The organism is Flavobacterium sp. (assembly GCF_039930565.1).
In the GTDB taxonomy this organism is placed as follows: Bacteria; Bacteroidota; Bacteroidia; order Flavobacteriales; family Flavobacteriaceae; genus Flavobacterium.
Genome location: NZ_JBDTTP010000074.1, coordinates 1 through 20465, shown reverse-complemented (window position 1 = coordinate 20465; position 20465 = coordinate 1). Strand labels below are relative to the sequence as shown.

General features: G+C 31.8%; 25 protein-coding genes and 1 pseudogene. 12 read left to right on the top strand and 14 right to left on the bottom strand.

Features of this window, described 5'->3' with window-relative positions; genetic code table 11:
* The 5 genes from ABI657_RS15760 to rodA form a co-directional block, all read left to right on the top strand.
* Positions 1–603, top strand: a 603-nt coding sequence (locus tag ABI657_RS15760; RefSeq protein WP_348098229.1) for a rod shape-determining protein, incomplete at its 5' end; no start/stop codon positions are given.
* Positions 604–715: 112 nt separating this feature from the next.
* The gene (gene mreC / locus ABI657_RS15755; protein ID WP_348098228.1) at positions 716–1540 is read left to right on the top strand and encodes a rod shape-determining protein MreC; all 825 of its coding nucleotides are present in this window, start codon (positions 716–718) and stop codon (positions 1538–1540) included.
* Entirely contained in the window at positions 1533–2039 is a 507-nt protein-coding gene (locus ABI657_RS15750; protein ID WP_348098227.1) for a rod shape-determining protein MreD, read from the top strand. The genes mreC and ABI657_RS15750 overlap by 8 nt, the downstream gene beginning before the upstream one ends.
* Positions 2036–4015 carry a penicillin-binding protein 2 gene (mrdA, locus tag ABI657_RS15745; protein ID WP_348098226.1) on the top strand — a complete coding sequence of 660 codons (1980 nt, stop codon included), beginning with the start codon at positions 2036–2038 and terminating at the stop codon, positions 4013–4015. Before ABI657_RS15750 ends, mrdA begins: the two co-directional genes overlap by 4 nt.
* Before the next feature lie 16 nt (positions 4016–4031).
* Positions 4032–5267 (top strand): rod shape-determining protein RodA, encoded by a 1236-nt coding sequence (rodA, locus tag ABI657_RS15740; protein ID WP_348098225.1) that lies wholly within the window; start codon positions 4032–4034, stop codon positions 5265–5267.
* A 41-nt stretch (positions 5268–5308) separates the two neighbouring features.
* Here rodA and ABI657_RS15735 read toward each other — a convergent pair whose 3' ends face one another.
* From ABI657_RS15735 to ruvC, 7 genes are all read right to left on the bottom strand, one after another.
* Entirely contained in the window at positions 5309–6019 is a 711-nt protein-coding gene (locus ABI657_RS15735) for a PH domain-containing protein (RefSeq protein ID WP_348098224.1), read from the bottom strand.
* A gap of 71 nt (positions 6020–6090) precedes the next feature.
* Positions 6091–6462, bottom strand: a complete 372-nt coding sequence (locus tag ABI657_RS15730) for an MmcQ/YjbR family DNA-binding protein (protein WP_348098223.1) — start codon at positions 6460–6462, stop codon at positions 6091–6093.
* Positions 6463–6469: 7 nt separating this feature from the next.
* The gene (locus ABI657_RS15725) at positions 6470–6820 is read right to left on the bottom strand and encodes a DUF4260 domain-containing protein (RefSeq protein ID WP_348098222.1); all 351 of its coding nucleotides are present in this window, start codon (positions 6818–6820) and stop codon (positions 6470–6472) included.
* Complete coding sequence (locus ABI657_RS15720) at positions 6817–7218, bottom strand: GNAT family N-acetyltransferase (RefSeq protein WP_348098221.1); 402 nt, start codon at positions 7216–7218, stop codon at positions 6817–6819. Before ABI657_RS15720 ends, ABI657_RS15725 begins: the two co-directional genes overlap by 4 nt.
* Positions 7215–7976, bottom strand: coding sequence for a cyclase family protein (locus tag ABI657_RS15715; RefSeq protein ID WP_348098220.1), 762 nt, complete (start codon positions 7974–7976; stop codon positions 7215–7217). Before ABI657_RS15715 ends, ABI657_RS15720 begins: the two co-directional genes overlap by 4 nt.
* Before the next feature lie 17 nt (positions 7977–7993).
* Entirely contained in the window at positions 7994–9130 is a 1137-nt protein-coding gene (gene hemW / locus ABI657_RS15710) for a radical SAM family heme chaperone HemW (RefSeq protein ID WP_348098219.1), read from the bottom strand.
* Between the two features lie 119 nt (positions 9131–9249).
* Positions 9250–9804: a crossover junction endodeoxyribonuclease RuvC gene (ruvC, locus tag ABI657_RS15705; protein ID WP_348098218.1), complete on the bottom strand. Its 555-nt coding sequence runs from the start codon at positions 9802–9804 to the stop codon at positions 9250–9252.
* Between the two features lie 105 nt (positions 9805–9909).
* Here ruvC and ABI657_RS15700 point away from each other — a divergent pair, with 105 nt between their 5' ends.
* Positions 9910–10839: a hypothetical protein gene (locus ABI657_RS15700; RefSeq protein WP_348098217.1), complete on the top strand. Its 930-nt coding sequence runs from the start codon at positions 9910–9912 to the stop codon at positions 10837–10839.
* Positions 10836–11939, top strand: a complete 1104-nt coding sequence (locus tag ABI657_RS15695; protein ID WP_348098216.1) for a glycosyltransferase — start codon at positions 10836–10838, stop codon at positions 11937–11939. The genes ABI657_RS15700 and ABI657_RS15695 overlap by 4 nt, the downstream gene beginning before the upstream one ends.
* Before the next feature lie 106 nt (positions 11940–12045).
* Here ABI657_RS15695 and ABI657_RS15690 read toward each other — a convergent pair whose 3' ends face one another.
* Positions 12046–12531 (bottom strand): hypothetical protein, encoded by a 486-nt coding sequence (locus ABI657_RS15690; protein ID WP_348098215.1) that lies wholly within the window; start codon positions 12529–12531, stop codon positions 12046–12048.
* 100 nt (positions 12532–12631) lie between these two features.
* Here ABI657_RS15690 and ABI657_RS15685 point away from each other — a divergent pair, with 100 nt between their 5' ends.
* Positions 12632–13132, top strand: coding sequence for a DUF456 domain-containing protein (locus tag ABI657_RS15685; RefSeq protein ID WP_348098214.1), 501 nt, complete (start codon positions 12632–12634; stop codon positions 13130–13132).
* Between the two features lie 246 nt (positions 13133–13378).
* Entirely contained in the window at positions 13379–13975 is a 597-nt protein-coding gene (locus tag ABI657_RS15680; protein ID WP_348098213.1) for a hypothetical protein, read from the top strand.
* Positions 13976–13988: 13 nt separating this feature from the next.
* Here ABI657_RS15680 and ABI657_RS15675 read toward each other — a convergent pair whose 3' ends face one another.
* The 6 genes from ABI657_RS15675 to xrtF form a co-directional block, all read right to left on the bottom strand.
* Positions 13989–14669, bottom strand: a complete 681-nt coding sequence (locus ABI657_RS15675; RefSeq protein WP_348098212.1) for a VTT domain-containing protein — start codon at positions 14667–14669, stop codon at positions 13989–13991.
* A 131-nt stretch (positions 14670–14800) separates the two neighbouring features.
* The gene (locus ABI657_RS15670; RefSeq protein WP_348098211.1) at positions 14801–15139 is read right to left on the bottom strand and encodes a heavy-metal-associated domain-containing protein; all 339 of its coding nucleotides are present in this window, start codon (positions 15137–15139) and stop codon (positions 14801–14803) included.
* A 21-nt stretch (positions 15140–15160) separates the two neighbouring features.
* Entirely contained in the window at positions 15161–17167 is a 2007-nt protein-coding gene (locus tag ABI657_RS15665; RefSeq protein WP_348098210.1) for a TonB-dependent receptor, read from the bottom strand.
* Between the two features lie 91 nt (positions 17168–17258).
* A complete protein-coding gene (locus ABI657_RS15660; RefSeq protein WP_348098209.1) occupies positions 17259–17654 on the bottom strand; it encodes a hypothetical protein in 396 nt (131 codons plus the stop codon).
* 45 nt (positions 17655–17699) lie between these two features.
* A complete protein-coding gene (locus ABI657_RS15655; RefSeq protein ID WP_348098208.1) occupies positions 17700–18146 on the bottom strand; it encodes an exosortase F system-associated protein in 447 nt (148 codons plus the stop codon).
* The gene (gene xrtF, locus ABI657_RS15650) at positions 18136–18672 is read right to left on the bottom strand and encodes an exosortase family protein XrtF (RefSeq protein ID WP_348098207.1); all 537 of its coding nucleotides are present in this window, start codon (positions 18670–18672) and stop codon (positions 18136–18138) included. The genes ABI657_RS15655 and xrtF overlap by 11 nt, the downstream gene beginning before the upstream one ends.
* Before the next feature lie 71 nt (positions 18673–18743).
* On the opposite strand from xrtF, the gene ABI657_RS15645 reads away from it, so the two are divergent.
* The 3 genes and pseudogenes from ABI657_RS15645 to ABI657_RS15635 form a co-directional block, all read left to right on the top strand.
* Positions 18744–19199, top strand: a complete 456-nt coding sequence (locus tag ABI657_RS15645; protein WP_348098206.1) for a GAF domain-containing protein — start codon at positions 18744–18746, stop codon at positions 19197–19199.
* Between the two features lie 167 nt (positions 19200–19366).
* Positions 19367–19633 carry a 30S ribosomal protein S15 gene (gene rpsO / locus ABI657_RS15640; protein WP_348098205.1) on the top strand — a complete coding sequence of 89 codons (267 nt, stop codon included), beginning with the start codon at positions 19367–19369 and terminating at the stop codon, positions 19631–19633.
* Positions 19634–19855: 222 nt separating this feature from the next.
* Positions 19856–20465, top strand: a pseudogene (locus ABI657_RS15635) (polyribonucleotide nucleotidyltransferase); the annotation flags it as partial.

Genomic DNA, 20465 nt, shown 5'->3' with positions numbered 1-20465 from the left:
GCAATTGGTATTGGTATCGATATTATGCAGCCAAAAGGAAACATGATTGTTGATATTGGAGGTGGTACTACTGAAATTGCCGTTATCGCTTTAGGCGGAATTGTATGCGACAAGTCTGTTAAAATTGCGGGTGACGTTTTTACAAATGATATTGTTTATTACATGCGTACACAACACAATCTTTTTGTGGGAGAAAGTACTGCAGAGAAAATAAAAATTCAGATTGGGGCTGCTGTCGAAGATTTAGATAGTCCGCCGGAAGACATGTCTGTTCAGGGTAGAGATTTACTCACTGGTAAACCAAAACAGGTTGACGTCTCTTATCGGGAAATTGCTAAAGCATTAGATAAATCAATTCAGCGTATAGAAGATGCAGTAATGGAAACTTTATCACAGACTCCTCCTGAATTAGCCGCTGATATTTACAATACTGGTATTTATCTTGCCGGTGGAGGATCAATGCTAAGAGGCCTTGACAAACGTATTTCGCAAAAAACAGATTTACCGGTTTATATTGCTGAAGACCCATTACGAGCAGTAGTTCGTGGAACTGGAATGGCACTTAAAAATATTGCAAAATTTAAAAGTATCTTAATAAAATAAGATTCAAAATATAACAAATCAAAATATTTTTATAAGAGTTGAATTGAATCATTTGGCTCTTATAAAATTTGAAACCAAAAGCATATCCTGAAACAAAATAACCGAACAAGAAATGCAGCAAATTTTTAATTTCATAATAAGAAACAGCAATCGATTGCTGTTTTTGCTGCTTTTAGGTATTTCGTTGGCCCTCACAATCCAATCTCACTCTTTTCACAGAAGCAGAATGATAAGCTCTGCTAACTTTATTAGTGGCGGTGTTTATGAAAAAATAAGCAGTGTAAATGAGTATTTGAATTTGAGAACTGAAAATGATGAACTGATACTTGAAAATGCCCGATTAAAAAGTCTTTTATTTAATATTGAAGACACTACCAAAGCACTAATGATTGACAGCATCAAAGGTGTCAAACCAAGTGATATTATTGTTTCTAAAGTAATTCATAATTCATACAGCACACACGAAAACTATATCACTTTGAACTCCGGAACAAAAGAAGGTGTTAAACAAGATATGGGTGTAATAAATAGTTTAGGTATTATTGGTATCGTAGATAATACTTCCCCTAATTATTCTACCGTGATTAGTATTTTGAATATGAAATCTCAAATTAATGCCAAAATAAAAAAATCTAATCACTTTGGTTCACTTACGTGGGATGGGAAAAGTACAGGATTTGTACAGTTAACTGATGTTCCAAGACTGGCTTCGGTTAGAAAAGGAGACACTATTGTAACGGGAGGACAATCTGTAATTTTTCCAGAAGGAATTAATATCGGTACGATTCAAAATATATATACAGACAAAAAAACTACTTTCTATACCATTAATGTTAAGCTATTTAACGACATGACCAATTTAGGACATGTTTATATTATTAAAAGTAAGGACAGAGAAGAACTTATTAATTTAGAAAAAAAGGGAAAAGATGAATAGCGCATTGTTAGTCAATATTTTTCGATTTATTATGTTGCTGGCTATTCAGATTGTGATTTTCAACAATATGAATTTCCTGGGATACATAAGTCCTTTCCCGTATATTTTATATATTATTTTATATCCTGTTAACAGCAATCGATCCGGTTTAATAATTTCCAGTTTTTTACTAGGCCTTACAATGGATATGTTTTGTAATTCTGGAGGCATTCATGCAGCTGCCTGTGTGATTTTAGCCTATTACAGACCTTATATTTTTAAGTTTTCATTTGGATTAAGTTATGAATACCAAACTATAAAACTAAACGATTCGCTGACACCTGAACGTTTTTCATTTATTTTGGTATCAGTAGCATTGCATCATATTGTATTATTTATTCTGGAAGCATTTCAATTTAAATTCATTTGGGATATTTTACTTCGAACTCTTTTTAGTTCCCTATTTACCATAATTATTTCAATCATAATAATATATATTATTAAGCCCAATAAAAGATGAGAAAAGCACTGCTGCCCACTTTAATTATTATTGCAGCATCCTTATTAGTTATCAGGATATTTTATTTGCAGGTTATTGATGATTCTTTTAAATTAAAATCAGAGAATAATGCTATCAAAATAAAATATGATTATCCTGAACGCGGCTACATCTATGACCGCTATGGCAAATTGCTGGTAGCAAATCAGTCTTCCTATGACATCATGGTTATACCCAGAGAAATTAAAAAAGATCTGGATATTTTAGAATTTTGCCGATTATTAAATATTACGCCTCAAGACTACGAACATAGAATAGCTAAAGCAAAAATATATAGCCCAAGATTACCATCTGTATTTTTGCCACAATTAAATAAGACAGAATTTGCGGCTTTTCAGGAAAAAATACGAAAATATGATGGGTTTTATTTTCAAAAACGTTCACTTCGTGATTATGAAGTGAATTATGGGGCCAATGTATTTGGATTTATCACTCAGGTAAATGAAAAACTAATTGCAAAAAACCCTTACTACAATAGTGGCGATTTAATAGGAATGCAGGGAGTTGAGCAGAGCTATGAAGAGATTTTAAGAGGAATCAAGGGTGTAAAATACATTCAAAAAGATAAATACAATCGTGAAATTGGTTCCTATAAAAATGGAAAATACGATACTATTGCCGTTCAGGGGGAAGACATCAATTTAACAATTGCTGCTGAACTTCAAAAATATGGCGAGGAGCTAATGATCAATAAAAGAGGAGGAATTGTTGCCATCGAACCTAAAACTGGTGAAATTTTAGCACTTGTGACTGCTCCTTCATATGATCCTGCAATTTTGGTAGGAAGACAGCGATCTAAGAATTATACATTATTATATCACGATTCTATAGCTAAACCATTATATGACAGGGGACTATTAGCAGAATATCCGCCCGGCTCTCCATTTAAAATTCTGACAGGACTTGTTGGCCTTCAGGAACAGGTAATTGATTTAAATACTACTTTTATGTGTAATGGCGGTTTTGCCTATGCTCCTGGCCGATTTCAAAGATGCCATTGTGGTGGTGGCTCCAGAGACCTTCATGTGGGAATCTATAAGTCATGTAACGCTTATTTTTCAAATGTTTATTTAAGAACCATTGGCAAATATTCCAGCTCACCATTTGCGGTAGATGTATGGAGTAATCATGTGAAAAGTTTTGGATTGGGTCAATTTATGGGCTATGATTTACCAACTGGTAAAAAAGGAAAAGTACCTACTTCAAAAACCTATAAAAAAATGTATCCCGACTGGGGCTGGAGTGGTAAAACAATTATATCAAATGCAATTGGTCAGGGAGAAGTTTTAATGACGCCTATTCAACTGGCTAATATGATGGCAACCGTTGCTAATGAAGGATATTATTATACGCCTCATATTATCAAAAAGATTGAAGGTGAGAAAATTGATACCAGATTTACAACAAAACATGTTACTACCGTTGATAAAAAACACTTTAAACCGATGATAAGCGGTTTATTTGATGTTTATAACTTTGGAACAGCTGCTGGTTTAAAAGTACAAGGAATTGATATTTGTGGAAAAACAGGAACAGCTGAAAACTTTGCAAAAATTGATGGAAAACGCGTGAAGATGGAAGATCATTCCATTTTTGTAGCATTTGCACCCAAAGATAATCCAAAGATTGCAATAGCTGTTATGATTGAAAATGGTGGATTTGGTTCAACTATAGCCGGGCCAATTGCCAGTTTAATGATAGAAAAATACCTGAGACAAAAGATTACAAGAACCGATTTAGAAACAAGAATCTTAACCAGAAGCCTGCAAGACAGATATGCTAAATTAGGCGGACTTTCAGAAACTGTTAAGAAAGAGATCAGGAAAAAGGATTCTATTGCCAATGTTGTCAAATTAGAAATAAAAAGAAAAGATTCTATTGCAAAAAGCAAAAGAATAATTCCGAAAACTAAAGTAGATACTATCAAGAGAAACTAATAAGGGTTCATTTAAAATGAGAAATCAAAGTGTAAAAAAAAATATTGACTGGATAAGTGTAATTATCTACGCAATCTTAGTAATACTAGGATGGCTTAATATATATTCATCCTCATTATCCTCTACCGAAGGCACTTATGAAAAGCAATTAATATTTATTGCCTGCACTATTCCGTTAATTTTTATTGTCCTTTTTGTGGATGGGAAATTTTATGAAAAATATGCCAGTATTATTTTTGCGGTTTCGTTATTATCATTGGCTGGTTTGTTTTTATTTGGAAAAACAATAGCAGGTCAAAGATGCTGGTATGCTATAGGGAGTTTCACTTTACAGCCTTCTGAATTTGCAAAAGCAGCTACTTCATTAGCGTTAGCCAAATACTTAAGCGATACACAAATTAACTTAAAAGATATCAACCGTCAGGTTCAGGCTCTTGCGATTGTATTTTTACCCGTGCTTTTAATCTTACCTCAGCCAGATCCGGGAAGTGCTTTAATTTATAGTATTTTTATCATTGTTTTATATAGAGAAGGATTACCTGCATGGTATGTTTGGACTGGCTTTGTTGCCATGTTACTGTTTGTTCTCACATTGATTTTAGAGCCCTATGTGGTAATTCTGATAGCTTTTGTAGTTTTAGCAATAATATACTTTAAAGGAAGGGCGGTTGATCGTAATATAATTTTAAGCGGAATCATTTTGTCCGTAATTTCAATTTTTGTGTTATCTGTAAATTATGTATTTGAACATGTTTTTAAACAGCATCACAGGGATCGTTTTAATATTTTACTAGGTAAAAGTGTCGATTTAAAGGGAATTGGTTATAATACAAATCAATCCGAAATTGCAGTTGGGTCCGGAGGATGGCTGGGTAAAGGCTTTTTGGAAGGCACACAAACAAAAGGTGGTTTTGTTCCGGAACAACATACTGATTATATTTTTACGACTGTTGGTGAAGAATGGGGGTTTGCAGGCTCTTTAGTTGTTATTATTTTATTTGCTTGTTTACTTTTAAGGGTAATCTATTTAGCTGAAAGACAAAAAACAAAATTTAGCCGGGTTTATGGATATTGTGTAGCAGGAATCTTATTTATCCATTTCTTTGTAAATATAGCCATGGTGGTAGGTGTTTTTCCAACAATTGGGGTTCCTCTTCCATTCTTTTCTTATGGGGGTTCAGGGCTGTGGGGGTTCACAATACTGCTCTTTATATTCTTAAAAATGGACGCCAACAAGGTAAACGAATGGTAAAAAAAATCCGAAGTTGATGAACTTCGGATTTTTTTTAGTAACTACATATAGCTTAAAATTTCTTTTTTATATGTATCATATTCTCCTTGCAGAATCAAACCATTATCGAGTAGTTTTTTGTAATTCTGCAATTTATCAAAAAGTTCTTCTTTAGATAATTCGCTTAATTTACGCTCTCCTGAAGAAGGTTGTTGCTGTAATGGTTCAAATGTTTCAGTATAAGTTGTTGCTGGCATAATTTCAGCAAAACTGGTCACCTCTTCTGTTTCAATTTCTTCAATTTCATCTTCATCAAAATAACTTTCAGGTTCAACTGATTTTAAAGTTTCTGAAACAGGAGCTTCTATTGTTACAGGATTCTTAAGTAAATCCAATTGTTCCTTAGCGTAAGTATATATTTTTCTAGCCTGAATTTTTGGGATATAATCAATCGAAATAGCTAAATCAGTATTCGTATTAAATGAAAACTCTGAACCTAGGATGTTTTCCTTAACAAAAGTAGCCGCAATATTATCCCACGTATAATCTGTAAAATTCATCGATAAACCTAAATTTCTAGGCTCACAAATAATGATTCTCTTATTGGTTAAAACAATGCTGTCCGGAAAAACAGTAATTGCAGGCTTTTTTTGTACTGCAATATATCCAACTTCTTCGTTTTTCATCAATAAATCACTGAGTTTTGAAGTAATCTTTTCAATAGCTTTTGGATCTTGTTCTTCGTTAAGAAATTTTTTAAATTGTTCTTTCATATTTTATAAGTTGCTAAGTTACAAGGTAACTGAGTTGTTGATTTTTTCGTCTTATGATACAAATGTAATGCCTAATTTTCTAATTCAATAATTTCATTCTGAATTTTCTTTGTCAAACTTTTGAAAACCAATTCATACGAATGATCAATAAGCTCCTTTATTAAACTTGATGATATATTTCCATTTATAGAGATCGTATTCCAATGTACTTTACTCATATGGAACCCTGGTTTTATATCATCATATTCAGCTCTTAACTCTTGTGCACGTTCAGGATCGCACTTTAAATTTACCGATGGTTCGTTTTTCTCCCATTGTAATAAAGATGACAGAGCAAACATTTTTCCTCCTACTTTAAAAACTAAAGTATCTTCATCAAAAGGAAAGTGCTCACTGACACCTTTTTTAGAAAGACAATACTCATAAAATGTTTCTAAATTCATAATTGTATTATTTACCAATTTCACCTAAATGCGTGTATTTAAAGCCTTTTTCATATTTTAATCCGTAACCGAACATTCGATCCATAGCCGAATGTGAAAATAATACAATTCCGGCTAATTGAATAATTTCAACATTCAAATAACATCCTAAAGCATAGATTAAAAGTGCAATTCCTTTATGGTGAAAAACATTATAAAAAAATGCGCCGCTTTTATTTCCAAAAAAATATCCTAACATTGATAAATCAGGGGCTAAAATTAAAACAAAAAACCACCACCATTGAAAACTCAAAAGGCTAAATAAATAAATTCCCAGAATAAATAAGGCTATCTCTTCAAGTTTTATAATTGTTTTCATGATAGTATTTTTTCCATCATTTTTTCGGGATGGTTTAGTTTTGTGAATCCGAATTTTTCGTATAAAAAGTGCGCATCTGTTGTGGCTAATCTCCAAATCTTAATATCTTTAAGCAATGGTTCATTCATCACATTTTGAATTAAAATTGATGAATATCCTTTTCCACGATGCGCTTCAGTAATAAAAACATCCATCAGATAGCCAAAAACAACATAATCTGTTATTACTCTGGCAAAACCAATTTGTTGGTTATGTAAGTGAATCCCAAAACAAACCGAAGCATCAATGGTAGTCTGAACCTCTTCTATTGTTCTTCCGGCAGCCCAATAAATATCCTTCAGGAAATCCTGTATAAAGGGAACGTCAAGTTTGCTTTTATCAGTCGAAACAGTAATCATATCTTATATAAAATAGGTTTAGAGGGACTTGCATCATTTTCAAAAGAAGCTATTTGAAGATTAAGTATGTAATTTCCATCTGCAACTTCTTCGGGAACAAAAATCATTTCTGTAATGGTAGCATTTAAACAGGCATCCTTATTGAGGTGGATTGTATCTTTAACATTCCAAAACGCTTTATGAGCCAATAATTTTCCTTCATCATGTTCTCTGTCAACACTTGGCAGATCAATTAATAAATGTTGAATTTCGCTTTCGCGGATGAATATAGCAGCCTCTTCAGACAAATAAGGCGGATTCGTATTAGAATATTTTCTTGACTTTTTATCTTTTTGATTTGGAATTGTCCGGATAATTAGTGCTTTCTGTTTAAGCAAAGCTGTAATGCTGATCTCTTTTTGAATCTGATTTTTAGTGATAATAAAATCATCTCCAAATTTTTCAGGTTGAATCGTTATTAATTTCGCAAAAAAGAAAAACTCCTTCAAACATTGATTAATACTGTAAAAATCATTGGTAATATGCCCCAGGCATTCAGTATGTGTTCCATGTCCGTGTGGATTAAAAAAAATATTATTGAAATTGGTAGATGATTTCCCTTCGGAAACTTTCCCAACCCAATCACCAAAAATTACAGGCTCAATAACCGGTTTTTCGATGTACCAGGCAATTGGGTTTTCCTCTGTATTTGTTAACGGAATAGAAATATCAATGGGTCTTGATAAGTCGATCTCAAAATTGTTGATTTTTGCTATCATAGTTTAACCACAAAGTTTTATTCTTCCAAATTTAAGTAAAAGAGATCACTTGCAATTCCATCCGTTAAAAATTTTCCTTTTGCAGTGGGTTTTAAAATATTATTTTGAATTGAAAGCAGATCATCATTTACGAATTTCTGACTTTGCTTTTTCAGATAATTCAAATAATCTTCTCCAAATTCTTTTTCAATTCTTTCTAATGAAACGCCCCAAATAGTTCTTAATCCCGTCATAATATATTCGTTATAACGATCAGACTTTGATAGAATTTCGGTTTCTAATGGTAAAATGTTTTCCTGAATCGATTTCAAATAAAGTGAATTATTAGCTACATTCCATCCTCTTTTTTCTCCATCATAACTATGAGCTGAAGGACCGATGCCAATATATTTTTTACCTAGCCAGTAGGCTGAATTATTTTTAGAAAAGTAATTCTCTTTCCCAAAATTGGATAATTCGTAATGAATAAAATCATTTTTTTGAAGCATCTCAACCAAAATCATAAAATGATTCGAAGCCACTTCATCTTGTGGTGCAGCAATTTTTCCGGTATCAATCAGTTTTTTTAAAGCTGTTTTAGGTTCAACCGTCAAAGCATAACTTGAAATATGCGGAATACCAAAACTCAAAGCTGTTTCAATATTTTGTTTCCACATTTCATCGCTCATTCCCGGAATGCCATAAATTAAATCGAGTGAAATATTATCAAAATATTTAGTAGCGTATTCTAAGCATCTTTTGGCTTCCGCCGAATTATGAGCACGATTCATCATTTTCAGATCGTCTTCATAAAAAGACTGGATTCCAATGCTAAGACGATTTATTGGACTTTTGGATAATTCTAAAATTCGTTCTGAAGACAAATCATCAGGATTGGCTTCTAATGTAATTTCAGGAATGTCGGCAACTTTATAATTTTTATAAACAGTATCAATTAAAAACTGCAGTTCAGAATTTTCCAAAACCGATGGAGTTCCACCACCAAAATAAATAGTTTCTACAGTTTCGTTTTTGAATTCACTTTTTCGCATTTGGATTTCTTTGGCAATAGCCGAAACCATATCCTCTTTCTTTTTCATGGAAGTCGAAAAATGAAAGTCGCAATAATGGCAAGCCTGTTTGCAAAAAGGAATATGAATGTATATACCGGACATTAATTATAAAATTTGTCAATTAGATAATTAGATAATTTACTCATGGATAATATGTTAATTAGGTAAACATTGTACATAATTATTCACAGTACAAGAAATTATCTAATTGACACATTATCTCATTTTCTAATTTTATCTTCATTTTGTTTCACAAAAGCATCCCAACCCGAATAACTTTTTCCTGCAACTATTTTTCCTGAATTAAAAAAATGACAAACCGCAGCTGCCAAACCATCAGTAGAATCGAGGTTTTTAGGTAATTCTTTTAAGCCTAAAAGCTGTTGGAGCATTTTCGCGACCTGTTCTTTACTGGCATTTCCATTTCCGGTAATCGCCATTTTTATTTTTTTTGGCTCGTATTCAGTAATAGGAATGTCTCTTGAAAGTCCGGCTGCCATCGCCACACCCTGAGCTCTTCCTAATTTCAGCATTGATTGTACGTTTTTGCCAAAGAAAGGAGCTTCGATTGCAATTTCGTCAGGATTATGAGTATCAATTAATTCAATCGTTCTTTCAAAAATGATTTTTAATTTTTGGTAATGGTTGTCGTATTTAGATAATTGCAATTCGTTCAATTGCAAAAACTCCATTTTTTTATTGGTGACTTTAATCAATCCAAATCCCATGATTGTTGTTCCCGGGTCAATACCTAATATGATGCGTTCTTTTGTCAAGTGTTTTTTTGTTACAAGTTTCAGGTTTAGAAAACTGACTTATTCTCTAATTTTCAAATTGACACATTTTTATTGCCACATTTTCAAATTGATTACTTTTGCGCCATGATATCAATTCCTCACAAAGCTAAACAATTCCTTGTTCTTCTGATCAAACTTTTGATTGTAGGCGGTGCATTTTACTTTATTTATAATCAGTTGGCGAATAATGACAAACTGGACTGGCAGAAATTTATCACAGTATTTAGTAAAAATCAATCGGTTTTAGGAATTGGTTTTATATTACTTTTGAGTGTTCTGAATCGGTATTTTGAAATTTTGAAATGGCAGAATTTAGCCAAAGTAATTCATCCCATATCTTTAGGCGAAGCAACGAAACAGGTCTTGGCAGCTTTAACTGCAGGAATATTTACACCAAATGGCATTGGAGAATATGCCGGAAAAGCACTTTACTTTCAGAAATCCGAAGCTAAAAAAGTGGTTTTTCTGAATTTAATCTGCAACGGAATCCAGATGATTTTAACTGTGCTATTCGGGACAATTGGCCTTTTAATTATAGGATATTGGCAATGGGTTTTAGGAATAATCGGAATATCAATTTTCGTTTTTTTATTTTCTTTCTTCTTAAAAAAGATAAAAGTAAAAGGATACTCAATCGAAAAGTTATTTGAAAAGATCAATAAAATCCCGAAACCAATTCATCAAAAAAATATTGTTTTAGGAATGCTGCGTTATTTGGTTTTTTCCCATCAATATTACTTTTTGTTTTTGGCTTTTGGTGTTGATTTACCTTATATAACCTTGATTTCTACAATTGCAGTTGTTTACTTTCTAGCCTCTTCATTGCCCACTTTTCAGTTTTTGGATTTTGCTGTAAAAGGTAGTGTTGCCATTTATTTCTTTGGAATGTTAGGTGTAAACGAATGGATTGTTGTTTTTATCACTACGCTGATGTGGTTTTTAAATGTAGTTTTACCAGTAGTTTTAGGAAGCTATTATGTATTGAATTTTAAAACAAAAACAACAATAGGATGAGTTTTATTTTATACCTCATATTAATAATTTACGTAATAAATATTTGTTTGATTATTTACGGTTTTTTAAAAGTAAAAGAATACCAAAGAACGAATTTAGTACCACAAACAAATTTTACTATTATTGTTCCCTTTCGAAATGAAGCTAACAATTTACCACAGCTATTAGAAAGTTTCTCAAATCTGAATTATTCAAATGATTTATTTCAAGTCATTTTAGTCGATGATGATTCCAGTGATAAGTTTAAATTATCAATTGTTAATTATCAGTTATCAATTATAGATAACATTAGAGTTTCTAATTCACCTAAAAAAGACGCTATTTCCACTGCAATGCAGTACGTAAAAACCAATTGGGTCATTACTACTGATGCCGACTGTATTGTGCCCGCAAACTGGCTGCTGACATTCGATAATTTTATTCAGGAAAATCAGGTTTCTATGTTGGCTGGTGCTGTTTCTTATGAATGCGAAAATACATTGTTACATCATTTTCAACAAGTAGATTTAATTAGTTTACAAGGTGCGACGATTGGTAGTTTTGGTCTTAAAAAAGCTTTTATGTGTAACGGTGCTAACTTTGCTTACACAAAATCATTATTTGAAAGTTTAAACGGATTTGAAGGAAATGACAAAATTGCCAGCGGCGATGATGTTTTTTTGTTACAAAAAGCGGTTGCTCGGTTTCCTGATGAAGTTCAATACTTAAAAGCAGAGGAAGCTATTGTGATTACCAAACCAACAGAAAATTGGAAATCATTATTTTATCAGAGAGTGCGATGGGCAGCTAAAACAAGTTCGTATCAAAGTGGTTTTGGAAAACTTTTAGGATATATTGTTTTCTTTGAAAACCTGAGTTTTGTAATTGCTTTTGTGTTTTTTCTTTTTGGAATTTGGTCTTTACAGCTTTTGGCTTTATATACAATTTTTAAATTTGCTGTTGATTTTACCCTGCTTTATATCACTAATCAATTTTTGACAACAACCAGAATAAGACAATTGATTTTTAGCAGCTTATTTTATCCTTTTTTTAGTTCGGCTGTGGCTTTGTATAGTTTGTTTGGTTCTTATGAGTGGAAAGACCGTCGATTCAAAATATAATTCTTGCAGAATCTAACTGCCTAGCCCCGATAGAAACGAAAATCCTTTTGTGCCGGGTTTCGGCATAAAAGATTGTAGTGAATAGCGGGAAATAGCTCCTGATAATTTACAGATTTTCTTTTTCCTTAAGAATCACGGGTAAGATAAATTGCGTTTTAACAGGAATGCCACGTTTTATACCGGGATTTACTTTTGGAAAATCGATTAGTCGGGCATGCAATATACTGTCTATCTTAATGGTATCATATTCAACGGAATCTTTGGGAAATTGCGGTTCAAATTTCATAGTTGCATTTGGAAAAATGGTTACCCTAACCTCGATTGTATCCAATTCGGGATATAATATTGAGAGTGAATCAATATCTAATTTAGACTGAATCAGTTTCGACATAACCTCAAAAAAACATTGTTGACGAAGTTTTTTACCACCAATTTTTTCACATTCGGCAACCGATGGATATTCATCAACTTCTTTCCAATTGATTGATTTTAATTCCTTTTGAAGTAATTCTTTTTCAGAAGGAACCTGCTTGTCAAAATATTGACAAGAATTAAAAAGAAAAATAATTAAAAAAGTGAATAACTGCTTCAAGATTTTGATTTGGATTAAACTATGTGGTATAAAAATACGATTATTTTTTTAGCCAAAAAATGAATACTTTTAACTATTACATAATTATAAAGATAATGGCATGGATTCACTATTAATATTGCTCGGTTTTATATGTATGATCATAGGGATTTTAGGCAGTTTTCTACCTGTACTGCCAGGATTGGCAAGTTGTTGGGTTGGTCTTTTGCTTTTATATTTAACAAAAGCAGTAGAAAATAATTACTGGATATTAGGAATAACCCTTACACTTACTATTATTATCACTATTCTTGCTTATACCATTCCGTCTAAAGGAACTAAACGATATGGAGGAAGCTCATATGGGGTTTGGGGAACCAATATTGGATTAGTTGTTGGCATTTTAGCCCCAATACCATTAGGATTTATTATTGGTCCTTTTGTAGGTGCTTTTATAGGCGAATTAATTTTTGATTCAAAAAACCATCAACGTGCTTTGAAAGCTGCTACAGGCTCATTACTTGGTTTTTTAGCTTCAAGTTTTATCAATTTTATGTTTTGTATAATGTTTTTTGGACTTTTTCTAACAATTGTCTGGCGTCATAAATCTGTTTTGTTTTAAATAAATCACAAAATTGTTTGTTATAGCTAAAATCCTTAAAAATTTTAAACTACTAAATTTGAAAAAAAGTAGCATTTATTGATGATGCTACAATCCTCCTATATAATTTTTAAAATAAAAAACAAAATATTTAACTATTTTTTTGGATATGTTAATATATTTTATATTTTTATCATGATTAACGATAAAATATCACTATTTATCATTATTTTTTAACATTTATAAATATAATCTTACAGTAAAATTATGATCCCAAATCTACAAATTGAACTAAGACGCTTTATTTCATCTAATGTTATATCCAAATTAAACAAATTCTACTATGAAAATGATGCTTTACTAATAAAAGGCATTGACGTTTCAATAGGAACTGTTCTAATGGGATGCTACAGCTATACAGATGAAAAATCATTTAATAAAATGATTAAATCAGTAGAAAAAACTTTTTTTTACAAAGAAATTGATTTCGTTGCTGAAAGAATCCTGTCTGTTGATGACTGTTATAAAACAGAAGGCAACACATTTCTTGAGCTATTATTTGCTAACAAAAAGGCAAGAATTACTGAAATGATTTCGAACGAAGTAGGTATTAAAAGTGAAACTGCGCGTGAAATATTGAACTTCTCAGTGCTGCTGACACTTTCTTACTTTAGGAATAATTCAGAAATAACTGCTAGTTTAAAACTGCTATTAGAGGAGCAAAAGAGAGAAATCTTAAATAGTATTCCTCCCGGAATTAAAATAATTTTAGGTTTCTCCTGCTACGAATCATCATCAATAGAAGAGAAAACAAATCCTCGCTTAGGAAAGTCTATTTTTAATTTTTTTGGCAGACAGCTTTAAAAAATATTAACAATTATATTTTTTCGACTGGTCTTTTCTTTAAAAGCTTTACCATAACAGGAAACGTAGAAATTACAACAATGATTATAATAATATACTCGATGTGATGTTTGAGATCTATTCCTTGTTTTAAAAACACGCCGTACAAGTAATGTCCCGCAAAGATTAGAATAAATGACCATAGAAATGAACTTAGGATATTATAGAACATAAATTTCTTTTTATCCATAGAAACAATGCCGGCAATAATTGGAGCGAAAGTCCTGAAAATAGGCAAAAAACGAGCATATATAATGGCTTTCCCTCCATATTTTTCGAAAAAATCTTTGGATTGCAATAAATATTTTTTCTTAAACCAAAAAGAATCTTCTTTTTTAAAAAGATAATAGCCACTTTTAGAACCAAACCAATAGCCTGTCATATTACCCAAAACTCCCATAATGGCTACCAATAGTGATAATAAAAAAACATTTAAAAAATCATTAGGAATAATAACCATATTCTCTATCAGTTCCCTACTATAAATTCCGGCCAAAAACAATAAGCTGTCACCTGGTAAAAAGAAACCTGCAAAAAGTCCGGTTTCTGCAAAAACAATGAATAAAACAATAAATAAACCAATTTGAACTCCGCCAATGCTTAAGTTAATATAAAACTCAGGATTTATTAATTGGGTCCAGTCAAAATTATTCATACAGTATTGTTTATTATTGAAATTACAGGGTGTGAAAGTAATAATAATTTAGGTTAACCACAATTAAATACAGTATTTTAAAGATAAATTAACTATAAAAAAAGCCCAAGAAGACTTGGGCTTTTACATATTTATCTTTCATATTTGCAGCAGGAATGCAAATTATCATAATCAACTTTTGTTGCTTTTATTTCGTCTGTATCATGCCCTGCTTTAGCAATAGCTTTCTTCATATCCTGTGGCGAAGATTTTTCTTCATTCAGTATTACGGTAAGCTGGTGAGAGCTAATATCCCAATTGGCAGTTTTTACACCCGGAACACTAAATGCAGCTTTTTCAATACGCTTTTTACATTGCTCACAGTTTCCGTTTACTTCTGTACTATATTTTAAATTCTTATTTTTTTTAGTTTGAGCCTGAGCAGAAAATCCAAAAAAAGCAATCAATGCAATTAAAATTATATGTTTCATTTTTTTATAATTAAGTTGTTTTTATTTTATTTTAAATCGTAATCCTGCATAATACATTTGTCCAAAAATGGGAGCATAAGCTACAGATGCATCAAAATTTGGACCAAATGGGTTATCACTTCCTAAAATGGCTTTTTCCTGTTGATAATTGCCAATATTCTCACCACCAATATAAACTTCAAAAACTGGAGAAAAAACTCTCGTTACCTGAGTATTCATTATTAAATAAGAAGGGGAAAAATCAGGAAACTGATCTGCTTGCGGGTTAGAAGCCGTGTAGGGCAATTGTTGTTTTCCTGTCCAATTGAAAGTACAATCAAATTTCCAGTATTTTTCATCTTCTGTACGCGTTTCATATTCAAGATTAGCCAAAAAACGATGTTTAGCCTGCAAAGGACGCTGAAAAGTACCCGTTTGATAATCTGTTTGAATATCGTAATATTTATATGCGGTTCTCAGGTTCAGGTTATGGATGAATTCAAAATTAAACTCCAGCTGAACACTGTTTGCAAATGAATTTCCTCTTAAATTATAAAATGAAACTTCCTGAGGACTTTGCATTAAATCGACAACCACCTGATTTTGAAAATCAGTTCTGTATACGTCAAAACCTGCTTCAGCATTTTTATTAAAAATATGGAATTTTTGTGAGAAACTGAAACCGTAATTCCAGGCAATTTCAGCATTCATCCCATAAATTTTGCCTTCATTATCCAAAATAGAAAAAGTTCTGGAACTTGCAAAAAGCTGTTGATTTTCTGCAAAGATATTGGCCGAACGTTTTCCTCTTCCTGCTGATAAACGAAATACCCCAGATTCCCAAGGATTATATCTCAAGTGCAAACGGGGCGTTACAAAAAAGCCTAATCGATTATGATTATCAACTCTTCCGCCCAGAATCAGGCTAAAATTATCGGTGTTGTCATACGTATATTCAAAAAAAGCTCCAACCGAATTATCAATTCTGCTGTAATCAGTAACATTTACAAATTCCTGATATTGATCATACGAAAAATTCAATCCTGTTGTAAATTTATGCATTGTGTTACTAATAATCGAATTAAAAATTAAATTCGAATAATAACTATTCTGCCTGATATTATACTGATTTAAACCAAAGTAAGATTCTTGATTATGTGTATTAAAGGCATTTTGAAAACCAATACTCTGATAAGGCATATCCGGAAACACATAGCCAATTTTGGTTGAAACGTCAAAACGTTCCGTATTAATTTCCGAGCCCCAATAATTAGTAGTTCCTCTGTCTTTATCTTTATCAAAATCTACCTCTCCTGTTTGCTTTTTATCATTCATGTATCTGAAATTGATAAAACTTACCAAACCGCTGTCCGGATTATAGTACTGATAACGATTTAAAACATTGATTTGTTTTCCAAGCGGATTATCCAGAAATCCATCATCATTCATGTCGTTTTTAGCCACTCTGGTATTACCGTGAACAAACAGACTTGTCGCCCATTTATCAGATAGTTTTTTATTGAAATGCGTATTCAATTCAAAACGTGCATCAGTAGAACCGTATACATTTAAAAAAAACGGAATGTCAGACAAAGGTTTTAAAAGCTCTGTATTTATTTGTCCCGAGATACTTTCATAACCATTGACTACACTTCCTGCTCCTTTTGTAATCTGAACACTTTCAATCCATGTCCCGGGTGTAAATGACAATCCGTAGGCCTGAGAAGCGCCCCGAACCGACGGGATATTTTCTTCAGTAATCATTAAATACGGACTTGTAAGGCCCAGCATTTTGATTTGTTTAGTACCCGTCAGGGCATCCGAAAAATTGACATCTATTGACGGATTTGTTTCAAAACTTTCAGCAAGGTTACAACAAGCAGCTTTTAACAATTCCTTACTCGTTATAACAGTTGTATTGGCAGTTAATGTATAGGATTTTTTAATTCCTTTTTGCTTTTTTGTAATTTTCACTTCTTCCAGATCCTCTTGTGAAAAAGCTGTAACAGAAAATAAAAGTATACCAAAAAGCAGTATAGTTTTTTTCATAAAAAATGATTTTAATGTTATTAGAAAACTGTTTTAAATTTATAAAACAGTACAATGAAGCCTTATTATGGCTTGTTCGCAAACATTAAAATCAGGCGTAAAAAATATATTGCTGGTATAATTTGAATAAAGGAGGTGCATTTGCATCAGAATAATATGAAATTACCCGATTATTCTTAAAATTGTGAACTGACAAAAAAGAAACCGGATGCGTTTCCTGAATTATTGCAGGAATCGACAATTGAAAAAAGAAAATTTTAAAAGTAGCATTATCTGATTTTTTTTCAATCTTTACAACTTTGTCTTTACAACAAGATGATTTTTTTTCTGATTTTGCACAGCAGTTTTTTTCAGTAATTGCAGAAGTTGTATCTAAGGAAACAGAAGCAATTTTTCCACCACAATAATGTAAATTAAAAGCAAATCCAATGTTGGAAACCAACAATAGAAAAGCTAAAAACAAACAGGTGGACTTTTTAAAATTCATAGTGCAAAATTATTCAAAACGCTTTAGAAAAGAACTAATAAAATGTTATTTTTTAATATTCTGTTGCTGATAGTAGAAAGCCGGTATAAAAAGCAATACAAATATGGGCTGAATAATAAATCTTCTTACATAAAAAAGAATCCAGCTTCCATTTGAATAATAAATTAGAATCAGGAAAAACATTCCAAAAAGTGCTATCATAAAAAACAAATACAGAAATATACTAAATTTAAGTATTTCTCTATCCCTAAACAAAGTATAAATCAGCAATAGTGACAATATAGTATTTAATCCAAACCTAAATAGCAGTGAAAGAAAAAACTGGAAAGTATTTAGCTCAGGAAAGGATAAATTTTTAAAATCCGATTCAAAATATTCTAAAAAAGGGTCATAAAATAATTGTTTCTCAAAAGTTCTGATAAGGCCAAAACACAATACGATAAGAATCGCTATTGTGATTTTAAATTTATATCGAATTACTTTATCTGGCATATTTTGAAAATTTATTAACCCAGACAATCCATAAAATAAAAATGAATCCGTAAATAACCAACGGAAAAAAAACTCCATGTAAAAGATGTTCTTTTTCAGGGAAATGAAACATTAAAACAGTTAACAAAGCAATTCTACTGATATTTAAAATATGAATAAATAAAATCCCGAAGAGAATAAAAATTAATGTGGTTTTAAATTTTCCGGAAAAAGCGATAACAAATGAACCAAATAAAACAATTACACTTACTGCATTACAACCTTCTACAATCCTGATAACATATTTCTGATTGTACCAAACTTCTAAATATGGATTTGATTCGCTTTTTAAAATCCTGATATCACAATTAAAAAAATTCATTATTTTGAATACCTGATGCCCTACTATATTCGTTATTCCATCAATACTTTTTTCATCAAAACTATCCAAATACAGTTTATAGATAACCGCAGCCACTATATAAATGATAAAGAAAGTAGTTATAAAAAGCAAGAAGGGCCTATATTGTAACAGATATTTTTTCAAAGGAATTTTTTTTCAAATTTATGTATTTTTTGAGATTAGCTTTAAATACTTTTGTATAAAAATTTTATATCATGACATTTCAGGAATTACAACCCAAAATAAGCGCGATTGTAGCTGATACAAATACAGTTAGAGACGAAAAATTATTAGCAATTTGCCAATTATTAAACGAAAACGTTGAATATTATAACTGGGTTGGATTTTATTTTGCCAATCACGAAAACAAAACACTTCATTTAGGCCCGTATGCAGGTGCCGAAACTGATCATACCGTAATTCCGTTTGGAAAAGGAATTTGTGGTCAGGTTGCAGAAAGTAATGCTAATTTTGTAGTTCCCGATGTTGCCGCACAGGATAATTATATTGCCTGCAGTTTTACTGTAAAATCAGAAATTGTGGTTCCTTTATTTGTTGATGGAGTGAATATTGGCCAGATTGACATTGACAGTCACGTAATTGATCCATTTACAGAAGCAGACGAAAGATTTTTAGAATTTGTAAATCAGGAGGTTGCTAAATTATTCTAAAAAAAATTAATCCTTTTAAAGAATTGCATGAGGAAGGCTTAACTTAAATTAGTTAATCTGTAAATTTTTCAAACTTTAATTTTATTTTTTCAGAAAAAAAGATGTATTTTTGCACCCGTCTTACAAAAGATGTATGACATACATAAAAATCATTAAATAATATTGGAATGTATTTAACTAAAGAAAAGAAGGAAGAGATTTTTGCACAACACGGTGAAGCAACAAACACTGGAAAAGCAGAAGGTCAGATTGCATTGTTCACTTACAGAATTTCACACTTAACTGAGCACTTGAAAAAAAATCGTCACGATTACAACACTGAGCGTTCACTTGTACTACTAGTAGGTAAAAGAAGATCGTTGTTAGATTACTTGAAAAAGAAAGAGATCAACAGATATCGTGAGATTATCAAAGTATTGAATATCAGAAAATAATCAATATAGTAAAGAGGTGCGAAAGTGCCTCTTTTTTTTATTTAAATTTTAGAAATCAAATTTTAGATTTTTAAACTTACAAACGCATTAATATTGATTTTTGAAATTTATATTAACATTAAAAAAAGTTTGGTTTTTCATTGGGTTTTAGAATAAACAACAACTACACACAACAACTACAACACAACTAAAACCCATGTATAACCAATAAGGAAAAAATTTATGATTCCACAATTATTTGTAGAAAGTATCGATTTAGGTGATGGCAGAAACATCACAATCGAGACAGGACGTTTAGCGAAACAAGCTGATGGCTCTGTAGTAGTAAGAATTGGTAAAACTGTTATTTTAGGAACAGTTGTATCATCAAGAAAAGCAAGTCCGGGTATCGACTTTTTACCGTTAACGGTAGACTATCGTGAAAAATTCGCAGCAGCAGGCCGTTTCCCTGGTGGTTTCTTCAAAAGAGAAGCTCGTCCTAGTGACAGCGAAGTATTAACAATGAGATTAGTTGACCGTGTATTGCGTCCTCTTTTCCCAAGTGATTATCACGCAGAAGTTCAGGTTATGATTCAGCTAATGTCTCATGATGATGAAGTGATGCCGGATGCATTAGCAGGATTAGCAGCTTCGGCCGCACTTGCTTTGTCTGACATACCTTTTGAAACTTTAATTTCAGAAGCCAGAGTAGGAAGAGTTGACGGTAAATTTATCATCAATCCATCTCGCGCACAATTAGAATTATCTGATATTGATATGATGATTGGAGCTTCAACTGATTCTATCGCAATGGTAGAAGGAGAAATGAAAGAAATTTCAGAAGCAGAAATGT

What these genes read in the sequence shown, in the direction of transcription:
- mreC (WP_348098228.1), top strand. Translation starts at nt 716, where the DNA reads ATGCAGCAAATTTTTAATTTCATAATAAGAAACAGCAATCGATTGCTG.
- ABI657_RS15750 (WP_348098227.1), top strand. Translation starts at nt 1,533, where the DNA reads ATGAATAGCGCATTGTTAGTCAATATTTTTCGATTTATTATGTTGCTG.
- mrdA (WP_348098226.1), top strand. Translation starts at nt 2,036, where the DNA reads ATGAGAAAAGCACTGCTGCCCACTTTAATTATTATTGCAGCATCCTTA.
- rodA (WP_348098225.1), top strand. Translation starts at nt 4,032, where the DNA reads ATGAGAAATCAAAGTGTAAAAAAAAATATTGACTGGATAAGTGTAATT.
- ABI657_RS15735 (WP_348098224.1), bottom strand. Translation starts at nt 6,019, where the DNA reads ATGAAAGAACAATTTAAAAAATTTCTTAACGAAGAACAAGATCCAAAA.
- ABI657_RS15730 (WP_348098223.1), bottom strand. Translation starts at nt 6,462, where the DNA reads ATGAATTTAGAAACATTTTATGAGTATTGTCTTTCTAAAAAAGGTGTC.
- ABI657_RS15725 (WP_348098222.1), bottom strand. Translation starts at nt 6,820, where the DNA reads ATGAAAACAATTATAAAACTTGAAGAGATAGCCTTATTTATTCTGGGA.
- ABI657_RS15720 (WP_348098221.1), bottom strand. Translation starts at nt 7,218, where the DNA reads ATGATTACTGTTTCGACTGATAAAAGCAAACTTGACGTTCCCTTTATA.
- ABI657_RS15715 (WP_348098220.1), bottom strand. Translation starts at nt 7,976, where the DNA reads ATGATAGCAAAAATCAACAATTTTGAGATCGACTTATCAAGACCCATT.
- hemW (WP_348098219.1), bottom strand. Translation starts at nt 9,130, where the DNA reads ATGTCCGGTATATACATTCATATTCCTTTTTGCAAACAGGCTTGCCAT.
- ABI657_RS15700 (WP_348098217.1), top strand. Translation starts at nt 9,910, where the DNA reads ATGATATCAATTCCTCACAAAGCTAAACAATTCCTTGTTCTTCTGATC.
- ABI657_RS15695 (WP_348098216.1), top strand. Translation starts at nt 10,836, where the DNA reads ATGAGTTTTATTTTATACCTCATATTAATAATTTACGTAATAAATATT.
- ABI657_RS15685 (WP_348098214.1), top strand. Translation starts at nt 12,632, where the DNA reads ATGGATTCACTATTAATATTGCTCGGTTTTATATGTATGATCATAGGG.
- ABI657_RS15680 (WP_348098213.1), top strand. Translation starts at nt 13,379, where the DNA reads ATGATCCCAAATCTACAAATTGAACTAAGACGCTTTATTTCATCTAAT.
- ABI657_RS15675 (WP_348098212.1), bottom strand. Translation starts at nt 14,669, where the DNA reads ATGAATAATTTTGACTGGACCCAATTAATAAATCCTGAGTTTTATATT.
- ABI657_RS15670 (WP_348098211.1), bottom strand. Translation starts at nt 15,139, where the DNA reads ATGAAACATATAATTTTAATTGCATTGATTGCTTTTTTTGGATTTTCT.
- ABI657_RS15665 (WP_348098210.1), bottom strand. Translation starts at nt 17,167, where the DNA reads ATGAAAAAAACTATACTGCTTTTTGGTATACTTTTATTTTCTGTTACA.
- ABI657_RS15660 (WP_348098209.1), bottom strand. Translation starts at nt 17,654, where the DNA reads ATGAATTTTAAAAAGTCCACCTGTTTGTTTTTAGCTTTTCTATTGTTG.
- ABI657_RS15655 (WP_348098208.1), bottom strand. Translation starts at nt 18,146, where the DNA reads ATGCCAGATAAAGTAATTCGATATAAATTTAAAATCACAATAGCGATT.
- ABI657_RS15645 (WP_348098206.1), top strand. Translation starts at nt 18,744, where the DNA reads ATGACATTTCAGGAATTACAACCCAAAATAAGCGCGATTGTAGCTGAT.
- rpsO (WP_348098205.1), top strand. Translation starts at nt 19,367, where the DNA reads ATGTATTTAACTAAAGAAAAGAAGGAAGAGATTTTTGCACAACACGGT.